The 19,334-nt window shown below is 36.4% G+C and carries 11 protein-coding genes; 8 read left to right on the top strand and 3 right to left on the bottom strand.

The window, feature by feature from the left end; all coding sequences use genetic code 11:
• Positions 1-68: 68 nt before the first annotated feature.
• Entirely contained in the window at positions 69-989 is a 921-nt protein-coding gene (locus G634_RS18395) for an AraC family transcriptional regulator (protein ID WP_051233755.1), read from the bottom strand.
• A 357-nt stretch (positions 990-1,346) separates the two neighbouring features.
• On the opposite strand from G634_RS18395, the gene G634_RS0107300 reads away from it, so the two are divergent.
• From G634_RS0107300 to G634_RS0107280, 5 genes are all read left to right on the top strand, one after another.
• Positions 1,347-3,482 carry a glycoside hydrolase family 3 C-terminal domain-containing protein gene (locus G634_RS0107300; protein WP_026504740.1) on the top strand — a complete coding sequence of 712 codons (2,136 nt, stop codon included), beginning with the start codon at positions 1,347-1,349 and terminating at the stop codon, positions 3,480-3,482.
• A 163-nt stretch (positions 3,483-3,645) separates the two neighbouring features.
• On the top strand, positions 3,646-5,658 hold the full coding sequence (locus G634_RS0107295) for an alpha-glucuronidase family glycosyl hydrolase (protein WP_026504739.1): 2,013 nt from the start codon (positions 3,646-3,648) through the stop codon (positions 5,656-5,658).
• 357 nt (positions 5,659-6,015) lie between these two features.
• Entirely contained in the window at positions 6,016-6,966 is a 951-nt protein-coding gene (locus G634_RS0107290) for an ABC transporter permease (RefSeq protein WP_035799280.1), read from the top strand.
• Positions 6,967-6,999: 33 nt separating this feature from the next.
• Positions 7,000-7,866 carry a carbohydrate ABC transporter permease gene (locus G634_RS0107285; RefSeq protein WP_035799278.1) on the top strand — a complete coding sequence of 289 codons (867 nt, stop codon included), beginning with the start codon at positions 7,000-7,002 and terminating at the stop codon, positions 7,864-7,866.
• Between the two features lie 48 nt (positions 7,867-7,914).
• Positions 7,915-9,582, top strand: coding sequence for an extracellular solute-binding protein (locus tag G634_RS0107280; RefSeq protein WP_026504736.1), 1,668 nt, complete (start codon positions 7,915-7,917; stop codon positions 9,580-9,582).
• Between the two features lie 169 nt (positions 9,583-9,751).
• On the opposite strand, the gene G634_RS0107275 is transcribed toward G634_RS0107280, so the two are convergent.
• Complete coding sequence (locus G634_RS0107275; RefSeq protein WP_026504735.1) at positions 9,752-11,269, bottom strand: 4Fe-4S dicluster domain-containing protein; 1,518 nt, start codon at positions 11,267-11,269, stop codon at positions 9,752-9,754.
• Positions 11,270-11,379: 110 nt separating this feature from the next.
• On the bottom strand, positions 11,380-12,891 hold the full coding sequence (locus G634_RS0107270) for a hypothetical protein (RefSeq protein WP_026504734.1): 1,512 nt from the start codon (positions 12,889-12,891) through the stop codon (positions 11,380-11,382).
• A gap of 838 nt (positions 12,892-13,729) precedes the next feature.
• Between G634_RS0107270 and G634_RS18390 the strand changes: the two genes are divergently transcribed.
• From G634_RS18390 to G634_RS18380, 3 genes are all read left to right on the top strand, one after another.
• Positions 13,730-15,787, top strand: coding sequence for a HelD family protein (locus G634_RS18390; protein WP_035799277.1), 2,058 nt, complete (start codon positions 13,730-13,732; stop codon positions 15,785-15,787).
• Between the two features lie 113 nt (positions 15,788-15,900).
• Positions 15,901-17,832 carry an LCP family glycopolymer transferase gene (locus G634_RS20250; protein WP_051233753.1) on the top strand — a complete coding sequence of 644 codons (1,932 nt, stop codon included), beginning with the start codon at positions 15,901-15,903 and terminating at the stop codon, positions 17,830-17,832.
• Between the two features lie 528 nt (positions 17,833-18,360).
• A complete protein-coding gene (locus tag G634_RS18380) occupies positions 18,361-19,329 on the top strand; it encodes a nucleoside hydrolase (RefSeq protein WP_051233752.1) in 969 nt (322 codons plus the stop codon).
• The last annotated feature ends 5 nt before the right edge of the window (positions 19,330-19,334 follow it).

Here is a 19,334-nt window from a genome sequence, read left to right as displayed (position 1 = left end):
CAATTAATATTTTTAATTACAGAAAAGGACTGTGAAAAATTAAGATTTTTCACAGTCCTTTTTAAGCATTACCCAAAATTTACTGAGTTTTTTCGCTTTAGCTCCCCGCTATGCTTTGATGTAAAGCCATTTTCTTTATTCATCTGTCTATAATCAGAAGGAGAGCAGTTTTTGGATGCTCTGAAAATTCTGTTGAAGGTTGAAAGCGAATTGAATCCGGATTTCATAGCCACATCTACTATCGATAAATCAGGCTCTCTTAGTAGTCTTTCTGCCACCATTATCCTTTGTTCTGTTACGTACTCATGCACAGACATATTTGTGAACTTTTTAAACAGTCTTGCGAAATGGAATTTTGAGAAACCACTCATTTCTGCAAGAAGATCCGGTGATATGTCTTCTGTACAATGTTGAGATATGTAATTGCAGATATCCATGAATTTACCGATGTATTCGTTTCTCTTATCAGAACTTTTTTTAGAAAAATTCTGCCTTTTTTCTAGATTAATACGTCCTACAGAAACGAGGAATCGTATTAAAAGAGAGTATAGACATGCGCCCGCAAATGGAACATTGTTCTCGTATTCATCAATGATTCTATGGATGTACCCCCATAACTTTTCGTTTAATTCTTTATCCTGGTCTTTCCTGATGTCACAAAAAGGCCCAAGAGAGTGAATAAGTGTTTCAAGTGAACTGACGTTTCCCATCAGACTATAATCAAACATTAGAATCCATCGTTTGCCATGTTCTGGAGCAATAAGTTCGTGGAGTGTTCCAGGAAGTATTACTCCAATGTCACCTGGGTTTAAAATGTATTGATGAGAATCAATTATGACCGTATATTCATTTTCGATTGGTGCGATGATTTCAACCGCTGTATGCCAATGAAACGGATAAGATTCATTTTCTTTGTTGTGATAAAGACGTATACCCTGAAAAATATCATATGAAACAGTTTCTCTTCCATGTTCTAATATAGGAATCATTTGTTTTCGTATCTCCCCAAAAAATAGCAAATATTGAATACTCAAAAGCAAAAAACAATAAGATATAAGATAGATTTTATCATAGTATATTTGTATGGTCAAAAATGAATTATTACTAAAATTTATTTTGGTCGATTAGGCATTGTGTTGCTTGTTTTGTGTTTTTGGCAGTAAAAAGCTGTTTTTATAACCAAACATATGGGACTTTCATATGGTGAAAGAACCTGCTCAGGAATTGCTATTTTTGAGCAATGGGCAAATAGTAAAACAAACTAAATAGGGACGTTACTGTGGAAGTATGCAGTTTTAAAAAATGTAACAAACAATTTAGTAGTTAAGAAAGGAATATTAAATTAGATGGAACTTATTCATAACGACAAAAAACAGAAAGAATACGAAGATAGAGCAAGAGAACTTGTATCCAAGATGACTCTTGATGAGAAAGTTTCTCAGACACTTAACCACGCAGCAGCTATTGAACGTCTTGGTATCAAGGCATATGATTGGTGGAATGAAGGTCTTCACGGTGTTGCAAGAGCTGGTGTGGCTACAGTTTTCCCACAGGCAATTGGTCTTGCTGCCACATTTGATGAAGATTTGGCTGAGGAAGTTGCAGATGCAGTTTCTACAGAAGCTAGAGCAAAATATAATATGCAGCAGAAGTACAATGATACAGATATTTATAAGGGACTTACATTCTGGTCTCCTAATGTAAATATTTTCCGTGATCCAAGATGGGGAAGAGGTCAGGAGACTTTTGGTGAAGATCCTTATCTTACAACTCGTATGGGTGTTCGCTATGTTGAAGGTCTTCAGGGACATGACGAGAATTACCTTAAGGTTGCAGCTTGTGCAAAGCACTTTGCTGTTCACTCCGGTCCTGAACTTCTTCGTCATAAGTTCAATGCTACATGTTCAAAGAGAGATTTGTGGGAAACATATCTTCCAGCATTTGAAGCCTGCGTAAAAGAAGCAAAGGTTGAAGCTGTAATGGGTGCTTATAACCGTACAAATGGAGAGCCTTGCTGTGGTTCCAAGACTCTTTTACAGGATATTCTTCGTGATATGTGGGGATTCAAGGGCCATGTAACATCTGACTGTTGGGCTATCAGAGACTTCCATACAGGTCATATGGTTACGTCCAATGAAGTTGAGTCAGTTTCTATGGCTATGAACAATGGCTGCGATATTAACTGTGGTGATTTGTTCGTATATCTTAAGCAGGCAGTAGAAGAAGGCAAGGTTTCAGAGCAGCGTCTTGATGAGGCGTTGACATACCTGTTCACATGCCGTATGAAGCTTGGAATGTTTGATGGAGAAGGTGCTACTCCATTTGATAATATTCCATACACTGTTGTTGATAGTGCTAAGATGCGTGAGCTTAACTTAAAGACAAGTGAAAAGTGTATCGTTATGCTCAAGAACGAGAATAACTTCCTTCCTCTTGATAAGAATAAGATTCACACAATCGGTGTTGTTGGACCTAATGCTGACAGCCGTAAGGCTCTTGTTGGTAACTATGAAGGAACTGCTTCAAGATATGTTACTGTACTTGAAGGTATAGAAGACTATGTTGGAGATGATGTTAGAGTTCTTTACTCTGAAGCATGTCATTTGTGGAAAGACAGAGTCAGCGGACTTAGCCAGGGTGATGATAGAATCTCTGAGGTTAAGGGCGTTTGCGAAGCAAGTGATGTTGTTGTATGCTGTCTTGGTCTTGATGCTGAAATTGAAGGTGAAGAGGGAGATACAGGTAACGAGTATGCTGGTGGCGACAAGATAAATCTTAATCTTGTTGGACTTCAGGAAGAAGTTCTTGAAACCTGCTATGCTTCAGGAAAGCCTGTTATCCTCGTACTCATGACAGGTAGTGCTATGTCTGTTAACTGGGCAGATGATCATGTTGCTGCAATTCTTCAGGCTTGGTATCCAGGTGCTCAGGGCGGAAAGGCTATTGCTGAGATTCTTTTTGGTGATAAGAATCCAGAAGGAAAGCTTCCTGTAACATTCTATCGTTCAGCTGAGGAACTTCCTGAGTTTACTGATTACTCAATGGAAGGCAGAACATATAGATATATGCGTAACGAAGCTCTTTATCCATTCGGATTTGGACTTTCTTACACTAATTTTGATATCAGTGCCAAGCTTTCTTCTGATCATGTTGGAGAAGATGGTATTGATATTGCAGTAAGTGTTAAGAATACAGGAAAGATGGATGGAGCAGAGGCTGTTCAGATTTATGTTAAGAGAGAAGATGACGATACTCTTAATTGGCAGCTTAAGGCTTTTGCTAAGGTTTCTGTTAAGGCAGGAGAAGTTGGAGAAAAAGTTCTTCACCTTCCAAAGAAAGCTTTTGGTCTCTACGATGAAGAAGGTACTTTCCATGTAAATCCTGGAAAGGTTACAATCTTTGTCGGAGGTCAGCAGCCAGATGAAAGAAGTAAAAAGCTTCTTGGTCGTGAAGTTTTACGCTTCGAGGCAGTTGTTGACTAATATTGAGCTTATAATGAAAAGCTTTAATTTTGAACTTATATTTACTGATAGTATCAAAGTAAATATGTATATAAGAAAGTTCACCCAAAATTTATAAAAACTATACTGCTGGCTGAATACAGTTAATAAGCCAGCAGTATTAATTTTAGGAATGAGGTATGGTATGAAAAACTGGACAGATCTTTGGCTTGGATATCATAAAGTTAATGTCAAAAAGGCTGATGAATTATATTCAAAGTCCGTTGGAAAGGTTTATCTTGAAGGCTTTTTAGAAGATGAGAGTATTTGCGCTAATGCTATTAAAGAACTTACACATGGCCTTAAACAAATGATTAAGGTTTCTGTGAAGATTATTTCTAATGCTGGCGGGGAGATTGAAGAAGAGAATGCTGTCGTGATTAAAAAAGATGACAGTATTAAAAAACAGGGCTACAGATATCAGGATAATGGAAAGAGAATTACAATTTCAGCTCCAGATGAAAATGGTATGCTTTATGGTGTATTTGCGCTTTTAAGAAATGTTGCAATGCAAAAAGAGCGTAAAGCAGATGAACTGTGTGAGCCATCAAATCCTTTGCGTATGCTAAATCATTGGGATAATATGGATGGTTCAATTGAACGTGGTTATTCAGGTGAATCTTTCTTTTTTAAGAATGGAAAGATAATGACTGGAAGCAGAATTGTAGATTATGCAAGAATGATTGCCAGCGTAGGTATCAATGGTGTTGTTATTAATAATGTCAATGTAAAGGGCGCAGCTACGTATCTTATAAGTGAGCGCTATTACCTTAATGTAAAAAAACTTGCAGAGATATTCGGAAGCTATGGCATTTCTCTTTATCTTAGTCTTAATTTTGCTGCTCCCATCGAGATGGGCGGAATGGACAGCTGTGATCCGCTTGATGAGAATGTAATTTTGTGGTGGAAGAATAAGGTTTGGGAAGTTTTTAATCATATTCCTAACCTTGGTGGCTTTCTTGTAAAAGCTGATTCTGAAGGAAGACCAGGTCCATTTACATATGGAAGAACTCAGGCTGAAGGTGCGAATATGCTTGCAGATATCGTGAAAGAATATGATGCTACCATCATTTGGAGATGTTTTGTATATAACTGCACTCAGGACTGGAGAGATACTAAGACAGATAGAGCAAGAGCTGCCTATGACAACTTCAAACCAAGTGATGGCAACTATCATGAAAATGTTGTTTTGCAGATTAAAAACGGACCTATGGATTTCCAGATTCGTGAACCAGTTTCTCCATTGTTCGGTGCGCTGAGTAGTACTAATGAGATGCTCGAAGTGCAGATTGCTCAGGAATACACGGGTCATCAGATTGATATTTGTTATCTTATTCCGATGTTTAAGGAAATTCTTAACTTCAGAACTTATTGCAAAGATGAGTGCGATACAGTGGCAGACGTTGTAAGTGGAAGAACATTCGGAAACACTTGTTGTGGTTTTAGTGCCGTTACTAATACAGGCGATGATGAGAACTGGACTGGAAATGATATGGCTGCTGCAAACCTGTATGGCTTTGGAAGACTTGCCTTTAATACAGAGCTTTCCGCAGAAGAAATTGCCAGAGAATGGGTTAAACTTACATTTAATGTGAGCAAAGAAGCTGAGGATGTAATTGTAAATATATTGATGAATTCCAGAGAAATCTATGAAGAATATACAAGTCCTTTGGGAATTGGCTGGATGGTAACACCTCAGACTCATTATGGTTGCAGTGTAGATGGATATGAGTATTCAAGATGGGGTACTTATCATAGAGCTGATCATCTAGGAATTGGTGTAGATAGAACAGAAAATGGAACAGGTTATGTATCACAGTATTTTGAACCAAATGCATCAATCTTTGCAGATGTTAACAAATGTCCTGAAGAACTTGTTTTGTTCTTCCACCACTTACCATATACTCATAAGCTTCATAGTGGCAAAACTCTTATTCAGCATATCTATGATACTCATTTTGAAGGATATGAAAGAGTACTTGAAATGCAGAAAAATTTAGAAGGTATCAAAGATGAGCTTGATCAATCTGTTTATGATAGAGTATCAGGAAGAATGAACCTTCAGGTTGCAAATGCTAGAGAATGGTGTGACCAAGTGAATTCTTATTTCTATCGCAAGAGCGGTATTGAAGATGAAAAGGGTAGAAAGATTTATTAAAAAGTAAATAGATTATCGCATAGAAATCCCATTTATGTTGGATAAAAGAAACTAGAATAAATTTCTTTTGTCTATATTAGATGGGATTTTTTGTGTTATTTGATGAAAATGACATGTATACTAAAAAATCTAAAATGGAATGTACATTTATTGCACAATAAAAAAGCATCAAATAACATATTTATGTTTAAAATGTCAAAAGTAGCAAGAAATGACGACTAAGAAGCAATTTTTGGGCAGATAATAAAAGCGATAACAAGTAGTATATTAGTACAGCTATAGCAGTTCTATAAATGTTTTTGTAAGTACTTACATTGGTATCATCATGACAATCTAAGCCTTGGAGGAGGTTACATCATGGAGAGTAAGGGAGATATTGGGACTGCTCGTAATAAGCAGTCAGTGGGAGTTTATCTAAAAAAGTATTGGCAACTGTATCTGTTATTATTTATACCAATGCTTTATCTTTTGATCTTTAAGTACATTCCGATGATTTATGTTCAGATTGCTTTTAAAAAGTACAGTATTATTGAGAGTGTCTGGACTTTGCCGCTTGCAGAGAAAAACGGATTTCAGTATTTTATTCAAGCTTTTAATGATAATGACTTTTTAAGAGCGCTTCGAAATACAGTTGTTTTGAATTTGCTTGATCTTGTAATTGGTTTCCCTGTACCGATTATATTTGCAATTATTCTTAACGAGCTAGTATTTACAAGATTTAAAAAAGCAGTGCAAACCGTAGCATATATGCCTCATTTCCTTTCATGGGTTATTATTTATGGGCTTGCACTTCAGCTTTTTGCACCTTCAACAGGTTTGATTAACAATATTTTGACTAAATTTGGCAAGGATGCGGTTCCTTTTTTAAATGATTCAGCGCATTGGGTATGGACATATATTTTCCTTGGTGTATGGCAGAGTTTTGGATGGAATTCAATAATTTATCTAGCTGCTATTGCCGGAATTAATCAGGAACTCTACGAGGCGGCAGAAGTTGATGGTGCAGGTAGATGGAGTAGAATCTGGCATATTACACTTCCTGGGATTAAGCCGACAATTGTAATTCTTCTTATTATGGCTATTGGTAATATTATGGGAAGTAGTTTTGATAGACCATATGCATTACAGAACAATCTTGTTATGGATTGGGCTAATGTTATTTCAACCTATGTATACACTCGAGGTATTAAAGGACTTCAGTTCTCATTGACTACTGCAGTTGGATTGTTCCAGTCAGTTGTCGGAGTATTCTTCCTTCTTACAGCAAATCATATTTCGCGCAAGATGGGAGAGAGAGGCATCTGGTAATCTACTAATACTTATAAGGGAAAGAGGAATATCATGGGAAGAAATAAACTACATTTTGGGGATTTTGTTATAGCCTTTATCTGTGTTCTGGTTGCAATTATCTGTCTGGTACCAATGATAAATCTGGCAGCTCGTTCACTTAGTTCTACAGATGCACTTGTAAAACATGAAGTGTACCTATGGCCAAAAGGATGGAATTTTGATGCATACAAAACTGTTTTGTCTGACGTGAAGTATATTCGTTCATTCTTTTGGACTGTGTTTTTAACAATAATGAGTATGCTTATATCACTTTTGATGACCACGATATGTGCATATCCGCTTATTTTCAAAGAACTTCGTGGAAGAAAATTGATTAACGTTATAATCACTATTACGATGTTCTTTAACGCTGGAACAATACCAAACTATTTACTTATTCAAAAGCTTGGATTGCTAAATAATCCACTTGTACTGATGATTCCGTATTGCCTTAGTGTATATAACATGATTATTATGCGAAGCTTTTTCTATGGAATCCCAGATAGCCTTAGAGAATCTGCAGAGATTGATGGAGCTTCTTATTTTAGAATTTTATGGTCCATTTATTTGCCACTTTCAAAACCTGTCCTTGCAACACTTGCACTGTTTTATGCAGTAGGAAGATGGAATGGATATTCAGATGCACTTATGTATATGAAAAAAGAAATTTTCTATCCGCTTCAGCTTCTTTTGTATAATATTTTGAACAATGTTAACAGCGTTGAAGTTGCAACACAGGAAGGTTTTTCAACTCCAGGACTGGCTGAGTCTTTAAAGGCAGCTATAGTTATGTTTTCCACTATTCCGATTTTGTGTGTTTATCCATGGCTTCAGAAGTATTTCATTGCCGGTACTATGGTCGGAGCAGTTAAGGAATAAGGTTACGCTTAGGGTATTAAAAATTATTTAATATATGGAGGATGTTCTATGAAAAGAAAGATGTTATCGGCTTTACTAATCGCTTCAACTTTTCTTTCTATGACTGCATGTGGTTCTAATCAGGGGAATGGTGCAGATGCAAAGAAAGATTCCGGTAGTGAAAATGCAAGCAGCGAACTTACAGATGGAAAGTTTGCTGATACACGTCACATTACTGTTGAAGTATATGACAGAGGAAATGATGGAGGTTCCGATCCTACCAATAATGCGTGGACAGATTACATTAAAAAAGGAATGCTCGAAAAGCATAATGTTGAAGTTGAATTTGTTAAAGTTCCTCGTTGGACTGAGGTTGAGGAGATTAATAACCTTCTTGCAAGCGGAACTGCACCTGATATATGCGTAACATATGATTATGCAACTATTCAGACCTATGCAGATATGGGTGGTGTAATAGATTTGAGTAGTCAGGTTATGGACAAAGAGAATCTTCCTAATCTTTGGAACTGGCTTGGAGAAACCAACATAACTTATGATCAGGATCCTGAAACACAGAAAATCTGGGCTGTTGAAGCAAAACTTGCTAATCTTAACAGAATCAATACTTTTATTCGTAAGGACTGGCTTGATAAGCTCAATTTAAAGGAACCAACAACTAAAGAAGAGTTCTATAAGGTAATTTGCGCATTCAGAGATAACGCAGATAAGCTTCTTGGAAAAAATGCTGACAAAATGGTTCCATATTCAGTGAGCTTTGATGTAGGTTGGAGAGCTGCTACACTAATTGAATCTTGCCTTGATCCTAAGATGACAGATAAAGAAAGCTATATTAATGGCTTTGATGATAGAAAGCTCACACAAAATGGTACAAAAGATGCTATAAAACTTCTTAACAAGTGGTATAATGAAGATCTTTTGTGGAAGGATTTTGCTCTGTATGCAGCAGGTGACTCAACAGAAGATGATATGATGAAAGCAGGTTATGTTGGTGCATTTTCACACAACTGGGATTATCCTTATAGAAATGGTGAAGACAGTATTGAAGCCAACCTTGAAAGAAACGTTGGAAAAGAAGCAGAGTATATAGCTATCGATCCATTTGAAGATAAAGATGGAACCCATACAAAGTGGGTTTCCGCGCCTATCGATCGTAAGGTATTCTTCCCTTCAACAAACAAGGAAGTACTTGCTTCGCTTCTTTATCTTGATTTCATAAGTGATCCTGAAACAATTGAATATCTCCAGATTGGCGACGAAGGTGTAACTCACAAGACACTTGATAATGGTGCAGTTCAGATTCAGGCAACAACAGACAATACAATTCAGAATTCATCACTTAATATTGACTATACTATTACATGTAATGGTCTTAATCTGAAAGATAAAGATAAGACAGCACTTTCACTTGCATACAGCTACTCAGGCATTAAACCTGAACTCGTAGAGCGCGCTGATAAAGTTGCAAAAACTGATAATCGTCCAGGTGTAAGTGTAAAGGTTGGTGCCATTTCAGCTGAGAGCGGAATGGGTGAAGCACTTTCCAGTAAGCGTGATCAGATTTATGATACTTCTGTAAGCGCAGCAGCTGACAAGTTTGACAGCACATGGGAATCTGGTGTAAAAGACTATCTTGGAGCTGGCGGACAGGCTATTATGGATGAGAGAACATCTGCTTGGAAAAAGGTATATGGTGACTCAGATTCAGTATCAAAGTAATCCTAGCGTTAAAAGATAATAAGTAGCATAAAATGTATATAAAAACAGGCTTCTACCTAACAGTGGAAGCCTGTTTTCTAGTAAATATCTTTAAATTTAAGATGATTTGTGTAGAATAATTATCCAACTATAGAAAGCTAATTATACTGGATTTATATACTGGTAGTATTTAGTCTTCCGTAGTTTTCATAACTCTTTCAAGCATCTCTGGTTCTAATTCGCCATTTCTATGCATAGAGAATTTATCCATAGGATAATTTTTAAGATTTTTAATAATCTTTCTATCGTCTGCTTTTGAAAGAAGAGCAGATCTAGCACGCATGATTTCCTGTTCGGTTTTGTGTTTGGAAGGGCCGCCTACGCAACCACCAGGGCATACCATTCCTTCGATAAAGTCAGCTGGAAGTTTACCGGCTTTAAGAAGGAGAAGTGCCTTTTTGCAATCCATTCCGCCTGCCGCACGATGAAGTTTGATTTCATCAGTATTTTCGCCGCGTTCGTGCATACATTCGATAACTGCATTTGCAACACCGCCGCTAGAAGCGAATCTCTTACCAAAGATAGATGATTCCTGATAGTTTTCCTCATCGACATGAACAAGTTCAACTCCCTTTGATCGGAGAAGAACTCTGAATTCACCAAATGTAATTACATAATCAGCATTTCCTGGTACTGTTGGATCTGCTGCTTCGGATTTCTTTGCAATACAAGGTCCGATGAAGACAGTTACGCAGTCAGGATACAATACTTTAAGATAACGTGAAATAGCACACATAGGTGAAACTGTTGTGGACATATTTTCCTTGAACTGATCAGGGAAGTGTTTTCTGAGCATATTAATGAAAGCCGGGCAACAGGAAGTTGTCATCTTACGTCCTTCTTTGAATGCATCGCTCCACTCTAAGGATTCGAATGCAGCGGTCATATCACCGCCAAGACCAACTTCTACCATGTCAGTGAAACCGAGTTTTTTGAGGGCAGCTCTTATTGAAGTCATATCAATATCTTCACCAAATTGTCCTTCAATAGCAGGAGCTACCATGGCGAACACTTTTTTGCCGGCAAGAATATTTTCAATAATAGGTACAAGATAAGACTTTGAACCTATAGCGCCAAATGGACAACTGTGTATGCAATGACCGCAGTTGATACACTTATCTTCGTCAATTTTGCAGATACCATTTTCGTCATAAGTAATAGCGTTAACAGGGCATACTTTTTTGCATGGTCGTTCGAGATGAACGATTGCTGAATAAGGACATGCGCTTGCACACATACCGCACTCTTTACATTTATCAGAATCAATGTGCATACGTGTTTCACCAGGAGTTATAGCTCCAAATTTACAGGAATTGATACATGCTTTACCCATACAGAAACGACAGTTATCTGTAACAGAGTATGCAGAGAGCGGACATCCATCACAAGCTGCGTGGATGACTTGTACAATATTCTCAGAACCTTCATTGTCTGTAGTATCGAGAGCGCAGGCTAGTCTGATTCTTTCTCTTACAATTTCACGCTCCTTGTAAATACAGCATCGGAACTGTGCCTTAGGCCCAGGAATAATCTTTTTTACAAGTTCATTCTTGGTTTCTTCATTAAGGTCATTAGCCCATGCGAGTTTACAGACTTCCTCCATGACCATGTGTTTAAACCTTACAATGCCTTCATCATTTGTAATCATAAAATCTCCTATCCTGGTAAGAAAGTTATTGAAGCTTTCTTACTTAAAAATAAATTGCCAAAAAATTAACATACATTTTTATTTTACCATTAATTTTGTCAAATAGATGATTATTCAACATAAACTAAAGCAAAAGCATAATACTGATGCGTAAAGAATGTGATAGTTGCAGGATCATCGTCTAAATCATCGAATACTGTTGGAGTACCTGTTGGGTCAACTGTTATCATTCGATATGAACGTCCACTTTCATAAACATCATCAGGTATTTCGAGCATTACTAGAGTATCAGCATTACTGTATCTAATAAGACCTTTCTTGGTTGGATAAATGCTGTATGTATTTAGAATCTTATATCTGCCTCTTGCGCTTTCTACAGATTTGAAGAATTCTGGCCCTTGAAGTGTGTTATGCATAGTGATGTCATCATAACTCTTGTCATTTCCATAATTTGCAGTCCAGAATCTTGGAGCTTGTGAACTTACGCATTCAAAACGAGATCTTTCTTCATCAGTAGGAACATAATCGTCAGGAAGTTCAAGCTCAACAGCCTTGCCGTTTTGGGTCTTTACAGTGTATTTCTTAGGTGTAGATTCTTCTTTTTTAGGCAATTTTGTGGAGCTTGGCTTTGATGTGGTAAATACATAGGAACTACAGTGGGTAATGTCAAAAGTAATGTATCCTTTATCATCAAGATAAGGAGAAAGAGATTCATTCATTTCCACTAGTTTCTCATTATCAGAATCATAAAACCATCCATGAATCTTTTTTCCGTTGAAATGCCTGTATCCATTTTTGGAAGTTAAAATAGTAATGTGAGTTCTTCCGGGAAGGATGCCGTTATCTGCAAAGTTTGCTACGCATCCATAAATGTTGTGGAGAATTTTTGAAATCGCATCGTCATTTCCTCCAGAAGGATTATTGTTAGGAATTTCTGATAATTTGAGGGTTAGGTCAACATCACCTGCTCTAATTATGTTTTGACCTTCAAAAACCCATATTGCATTTGGGGTTTCGAAACGAAGCGTTCTATTGGATTTCCAGATTGCTTCAAAAACTGAAGCTGGAATCTTAGCACCATCTTCAGCAGATATAGTGATATTGGCATTGTAAGCAGAGTTTTGAATTGTTTCGACTAATGAATCTGACTCTTTGGTATCAAATTTTACAGCTTTTGCACTACTAGAGCTGTTGTCTTTAGCGGTTCTACTGACTTTAAAAGAGTGATCGCCAGGAAGAAGACCTGGATTATTGATATTCATTATATTTCCGGCATTATCAGTTATTTTAAGGCTGTGAATCCAGTACTCGCCAATGGCAACATTTGAAGGAACATTAAAAGTACCTAACCAGTTACCAGCAGAATAAAGGAGGGTGGCGGAGAGAATCTGACCTTGCCTACTATAATTTAATACTACAGAACTAATACCATAATTATCTGTAATAGTACCAATTATTGCTACACCTAGCGTTCCACCTGGTGCTACCATAGACGCCCCCAGAGAAATCTTTGAAATGCTGGCAGTTGGCCTTTCAACATCGCCTGCAGCTTTAGAATGAATTGTCATACTCAAAAGAAGTGCAAATATGAGTATTATGGATATAATCCTGTTTTTTTTCATATACGGTGACCTCTCTTATGTATTCTTTGAGTTAAGTGACAAAAAGTCATAGGTTATTGTTTTCATCAGGAAAATCAATAACCGTACCAGACCAAAATTTGTCGTTAAGACAAATTTTGTCCTGCGAAGCAGGATTCTTGCTGATGATTATCCTAAATCTCAGCAAGAAGTCATGACTTCTTGTCGCTTATATTCATAAACTCGCATTTACTGCGAGTTTCGTGAGAACAAAAGTCAAGTGGCAAACTGGTCCAAGGCGAAGCCTTTTCAAATGGCCAGTTTGCGTAGTTTTTGGAACGCAGTGACAAAAAACTATACTTTTTTGTTATTTGAACTAATTAGATGAGTTCTGATGGCTTGTAATATTTCATGAGCAGAACTGTTTATAAACGTTGGTTCTTATGCGCTGTTTTTTAGCGCATTACGAACCATTACGTTTATAATCAAGCGAAAGCGTGTCTGCGACGAAATATACAAACATCAGAACAGATTATATAAAACAAAAAAGTATATGTTTTGCCATAAAACTCAAGGTATCTATTTTTATTTCGGATTATTTTAAAAAACTAATAATAGATTTTTATCACTTCGTTCTGGAGACTTTGCAATTATAGTTTTATCTTAAGTTGGAGGTATAGACTACCGAATAATGAGTAAAGATATAAATGTTACAATATGTAAGTATCAGGAAATACTATGATATCGAATGCTGAAAAACTGGAAGTTGTCGTGAAGTGAGTTCGAAAGCATTCATTATTTTCCTATATTTAATAGCTGTATCATGTTATACTATAAGGATGTTTTGAGGTTAATTTTTTGCTATAGAAGGATTTAGTTTATGGAAAAAGAAATATTTGAAGTTGAACAGCAACATCTTACTAAGATTTATAACAAACTTTTAGATATGAAAGAACATCTCGAAGGGGAGATTGCAAATCTTGATGAAAAAGCATCAGATGAGAAAAATGACATAAGAGATAATATAAGACTTGATTATGCTGATGATGAAACGACAATGGAAACTCTTGGAGAGATAGAAGTTTGGAATAGGTATATCGACACCTATAACATTGAAAGTAAATCACTTGGTAAACGCCTGCAGACAGTAAAAAAGCTTTTGGAAGCTCCTTATTTTGCCAAAATAACGGTTCAGTTTGATCCTTCAGAAGAACCAGAAGATTATTATATTGGAAGAGCTGCAATTTCTGAGAATGGCTATGATCAGATGGTAATAGATTGGAGAACTCCAATAGCTGAGGTTTATTACAATCAGGAAAATGGGCAGACTCACTATACAGTTGAAGACAGAGAGATTCCGGTTGATTTAAAACTTAGAAGACAGTTTGAGCTTGAGAAAAACAAGCTTAATGCTTATTTTGATACAAGCGTTGCAATTGAAGATCCTATGTTATTACAGTCTCTTTCTCAGGCTAAATCTGACAAGATGACTGCTATTACTGCAACTATTCAGAAAGAGCAAAATGAGGTAATAAGATATCCTGAAGTTCCCGTACTTCTTGTTAATGGAATTGCAGGAAGCGGAAAAACGTCAGTGTTATTGCAAAGAATTGCATATTTGTTCTACCAAAGAAGACAAACGCTTCGTCCAGATCAAGTATGTCTTATGACACTTAATCCTGTTTTTAGGGAATATATTGATAATGTACTTCCGGATTTGGGAGAGACCAATCCTATTACTCTTACTTGGAAAGAGTTCCTTGAAACAGTACATGTTCCATTTGTTGATAGTGAGTTTGACCATACGGATAGCTCAACTTTAGAGATGATTCACGACAAACTTCCTATGCTTGAGCCACAGCTGGATGATTTTTATGATATTTATCAGAAAGAAAATCTTGTTTTGTCTAAAAAAGAGGTTTTTTCTGTTATTAAACAGTTTAGTCAGTTTCCGTTTGGAGTAAGACTCATACAGACTGTTGCTGATGAACTTGATAATAGAGCCAAAAACTCTCTCAAAATAAAGGACTCTAATTTTAGCGATGATACCTCTTCATCACTTGCAAGAAGTGACGAAAAAGAGGAGAATAAGTTGGAAAATGACTTTGGAGGTGCCTTAAAGAATATCAGACGTTGCGGTTTTGTCAACGTGACCCACATAGCGCAAAGACTACTTAATAGACCAAATATAAGTGCAGCTGAATGGTTCTTCCTAAAAATGGAACTTACGGGAGAATGCGACAGAAATATGCGTTATGTAATGGTTGATGAAGTACAGGATTATACCAAAGCACAGCTTATGGTACTTAAGAAGTATTTTCCAAATGTAAGGTTTATGCTTTTAGGAGATGAATTTCAGGCAATAAGGTCGGATACAGTTTCATTTTCTCAGATAAAAGAAATGGCAAAAGAAGATGGAAAGAGATTTGTTGAACTCTTCCTTATGACAAGCTATAGAAGTTCACCGGAAATAACTGATTTATTTGCTTCAATTCTTCCAGGCGAAAAGAAGATGATGATTTCTTCAGTTAGACGACCAGGCGAAAAGACATATGTTCAAAGCTTTGCTGATGAAAAAGAATACAAGGATAAGCTTATTAGCCTTTTGAAAACTTATAAGGAAAAAGAAGGTTTGACTGCTTTAATATGTAGAAATCAGCGCAATATGGATGCAGTTCTTAACCTCCTTGGCGAAGAAGCACCAACTGTTATTTCGGGATATAGTGCTCTGCCAAAGAGTGGTGCATTCATGCTGGAACTTACCCTTGCAAAGGGATTAGAGTTTGATCATGTTATTATTGCTGATGCAGATGATAACACATATCCGGATGATGAACTCGGACATCATTGCCTGTATACAGCAATGTCTAGAGCTACATCACATCTTAATGTTCTTGCAAAAGGAAATCTTAGCAGAGCTATTAAAGTAAATGAATGATTTTTTTGAAAGATTGGTTAAGGCAAGAGAACAATAAAAAGAGTGACTACTTTTGGTAAGTATATTAAGAGACTCTCATTTATGCGAGTTTCTTAATAATAAGGGGAGAGAGTATGAGAAGAAATGTGAAGTTTATTGCTGTAACAATTGATGACGGACCAAATCAGCATGGTACTGTAAGGTTCTTACAGCTTGCAAAAAGATATGATATTGCGTTTACTTTTTTTGTAATAGGTAAACATGTTTTGGATTATGGTAACCAGATAGGCGATATGATAGATGCTGGGTGTGAGATAGGTAATCACTCAATGCAGCATCCTCATATGGAGGATATGTATATAGAAGATATCCTTGATGAATTTGCAGATGCAGATGATACAATATTGTCTGCGGCAGATGATGCAAAAATTTCTTTTTTGAGAGCTCCATATTTAGAGTACAATGAAGAAATGTACCAAAATCTCGACAGGCCTCTGATTGGAGCAAGTATCGTGGAACAGGGAAAAGATGCTGAGAATACTTATAATAAACTTATGAATGCTGAAGATGGGGATATTGTGCTTCTTCATTCATGGAATGAAGCCTCTTTGCATGCTCTTGAAAAAGCTATTCCTAATCTTATGCGTATGGGATTTGAATTTGTAACTGTGTCAGATCTTTTTGCAATAAGAAAAATAGATCCAGTATGCGGAAGACTATATAATGCATTAAGGCTTCCTTCTAATAGAGTAGCTGCAGAGAGTTCAAATATTCAAGAAAGCGCGGCACAATCAGCAATTAATAATCCTAGAGCCAATTTTGGGAATGCTCAACAGGTAAGTTCTAGTAAGGCAGCAACTAGCCATGCAGTAAACATGGGACATATGCAGCAGGCAAATTCTAACCGTGTTGAAAATTATAGAACTGCACAGCCAATGGCGGCTGGCTATGGTATAAATCAAAATTCTGTTCAGAATTCAAATCTTGGAGCAAGAAATATGCAAATTAAGGCTCCAAATCAAATGAATACTCAGAATGGATATGCAGCAGGTAATGTAGGAAGTAACAAAAATATGAATCAGACAGGATATAATCAGTCAAATATAAGGAATGGACATAAGAAAAGAAAGCATAGGTTTCTTAGAAAACTTTTAATATTTGTTTTGCTTATAGCAGCATTGTATTTTGGTGGAATCTATGCTGTAACCGGCATGGCTTATAAAAAGATGAATTATGAAAAAGTTGAAGCTTTTACAGCTGCCAGTCCTACCAGTAATGGAGTAACCAATATTTTATTAATTGGTAATGATGCAAGAGAAGGAGTGTCTGGCAGTCGTTCAGATGCTATGATTCTTTTATCTATTAGCGACAAAACAAAAAAGATTCAAATGACTTCTTTTCTTAGAGATAGTTTTGTCGATATTCCTGGACATGGACAGAACAGGCTGAATGCAGCGTTTTCTTTTGGCGGAGCTGAACTGTTGATGAAAACAATTACCGCTAATTTTGGAATAGAAGTTAACAGATATATGATTGTTGATTTTAATGCATTTGTCGGTATTGTAGATGCAGTTGGAGGAGTAGAACTGGACCTTACAAATGAAGAGGTAAAACTGGTTAATGGTTATCTTTGGGAATATAACATCATAAATAAACTTCCAGAAGGAACAGATTATTTAGATGAAACACTTAGCGGTAAGATTAAGCTAGATGGTGCACAGGCACTTGCTTATACAAGAAATCGTTATATAGGCTCTGATTTTGGAAGAACTGAAAGACAAAGAAAAGTAATAAATGCGGTTATAGAGAAACTACCAGGAGCGCTTATTACAAACGGAGATGGTGTTCTTAAAAATATGTGTACAAATATTGAGACAAACATGACCCAAGGGGATTGTTATCAGCTTGCAATCAAAGCACCATTTTTGTTGAAATATGAAAAAGTATCAGAAAGTGTTCCTATAGAAGGAAGCTGGAGTGATGCCAGAATTAATAAGATGGCTGTACTTAAAGTGGATTTTGAGAAAAACAAGGCATTTTTGCGTCAGACAATTTATGGTGAATAAAGTTTGACTTTTTGTCACTTATATTCAGAAACTCGCATTTACTGCGAGTTTCGTGAGAACAAAAGTCAAGCGGCAAACTGGTCCAAGGCGAAGCCTTTTTAAATGGCCAGTTTACGTGGCTTTTGGAACGCAGTGACAAAAATCTATATTTTATTGTTACTTATATTTGATAAATGAGTTTTGTTGGCTTGTAATATTTCATGAGCAGAACTGTATATAAACGTTGGTACTTAGGTTCTGTATTTTAGAACCTTATGTACCATTACGTTTATAATCAAGCGAAAGCGTGTCTGCGACGAAATATACAAACAGCAAAACGGATTACATAAAACAATAAAGTATGACTTTTTGCTGAGATTTATGAAAAAATTGAATGAACTTAAGTTCCACAAACTATATTATGTTTTACTTATCATGCACGCACTTGCGTTTTTAATGAGAATAAGTTTTAATAAGAAGTTGGAAAAACATATTTATAAGAACATATTTATGAATACATAAAAAGTTTTAGTAAGAAAGGAAATAAAAATGACAGCTAGCAAAATGATGGAAAAGAAATTACGTCGTGTCATTATCGACACAGATACAGGTGGAGATGATGCGGCAGCAATTATTCTTGCTGCTATGTCTAATGTTTTTGATATAGTAGGAGTTACAGTTGCAGCCGGTAATGTAAGTCTTGATCAGGCAGCAAAAAATGCTCTTATGTCACTTGAAATTGCTGGTTGCAGCGCACCTGTATATATGGGAGCGCATACTTCCATGGATGGAATCGAGAGAGAAACTGTCAGTATTTTTGGTAAAGATGGAATGGGTGATGCAGGTCTTATTCATCCACAGGGAAAAGTTGAAGAACAAAATGCAGTAGATTTCATCTTGGAAAGTGTTCGTAAATATCCAAATGAAATTGAAATTGTAACACTTGCGCCTGTTACTAATATTGCAAGAGCAATTGAGAAAGATAAAGAGACAATGAAGAAGGTTAAGTGCATATGGTCAATGGGGACATCAGGATTTGGACCCGGAAATGCAACACCAGTTTCAGAGTTTAATGTTTACAAGGATGCACTTGCATATAAGATAATGCTTGATTCTGGTATTCCTGTAGAAATTATCGGTCTTGATGCCTGTGAAATGGCAACAGTAAGTAAAGCACAGCTTGATGAAATGAAGAATGGTAACCAAGTACAGAACTTTGTAGCTGCATCACTTGATAAAATTATGGATTTTTATATTCAGAATAACGGAATTGATTTTCTTCCTATATGTGATGCTATTGCAATGTTGTGCGTTTTTGATGATGAATTTGTTCTTCACAAAACAATTTGTCATGGAAGTTGCATAGCAGATGAAGGCGAGTGCTTTGGCCAGGTGATTTTTTACAAAAAAGGTTTTGCTTATGATTCAATGCCAAAGGTAGACTCTTTTAATGCGACAGTAATAGATAAAGTTGATGGAAAGCGATTTTTCGAACTGTATAACAAAATTGTAGGATGATTTTG

The organism is Butyrivibrio sp. NC3005, assembly GCF_000424545.1.
Lineage (GTDB): Bacteria > Bacillota > Clostridia > Lachnospirales > Lachnospiraceae > Butyrivibrio.
This window is presented reverse-complemented; position numbering and strand designations above follow the sequence as displayed.

Excerpts from the sequence above, each read along its gene's own strand:
- G634_RS18380 (WP_051233752.1), top strand. The coding sequence starts at position 18,361 with ATGACAGCTAGCAAAATGATGGAAAAGAAATTACGTCGTGTCATTATC.
- G634_RS18395 (WP_051233755.1), bottom strand. The coding sequence starts at position 989 with ATGATTCCTATATTAGAACATGGAAGAGAAACTGTTTCATATGATATT.
- G634_RS0107295 (WP_026504739.1), top strand. The coding sequence starts at position 3,646 with ATGAAAAACTGGACAGATCTTTGGCTTGGATATCATAAAGTTAATGTC.
- G634_RS0107270 (WP_026504734.1), bottom strand. The coding sequence starts at position 12,891 with ATGAAAAAAAACAGGATTATATCCATAATACTCATATTTGCACTTCTT.
- G634_RS20250 (WP_051233753.1), top strand. The coding sequence starts at position 15,901 with ATGAGAAGAAATGTGAAGTTTATTGCTGTAACAATTGATGACGGACCA.
- G634_RS0107290 (WP_035799280.1), top strand. The coding sequence starts at position 6,016 with ATGGAGAGTAAGGGAGATATTGGGACTGCTCGTAATAAGCAGTCAGTG.
- G634_RS0107280 (WP_026504736.1), top strand. The coding sequence starts at position 7,915 with ATGAAAAGAAAGATGTTATCGGCTTTACTAATCGCTTCAACTTTTCTT.
- G634_RS0107285 (WP_035799278.1), top strand. The coding sequence starts at position 7,000 with ATGGGAAGAAATAAACTACATTTTGGGGATTTTGTTATAGCCTTTATC.
- G634_RS18390 (WP_035799277.1), top strand. The coding sequence starts at position 13,730 with ATGGAAAAAGAAATATTTGAAGTTGAACAGCAACATCTTACTAAGATT.
- G634_RS0107300 (WP_026504740.1), top strand. The coding sequence starts at position 1,347 with ATGGAACTTATTCATAACGACAAAAAACAGAAAGAATACGAAGATAGA.
- G634_RS0107275 (WP_026504735.1), bottom strand. The coding sequence starts at position 11,269 with ATGATTACAAATGATGAAGGCATTGTAAGGTTTAAACACATGGTCATG.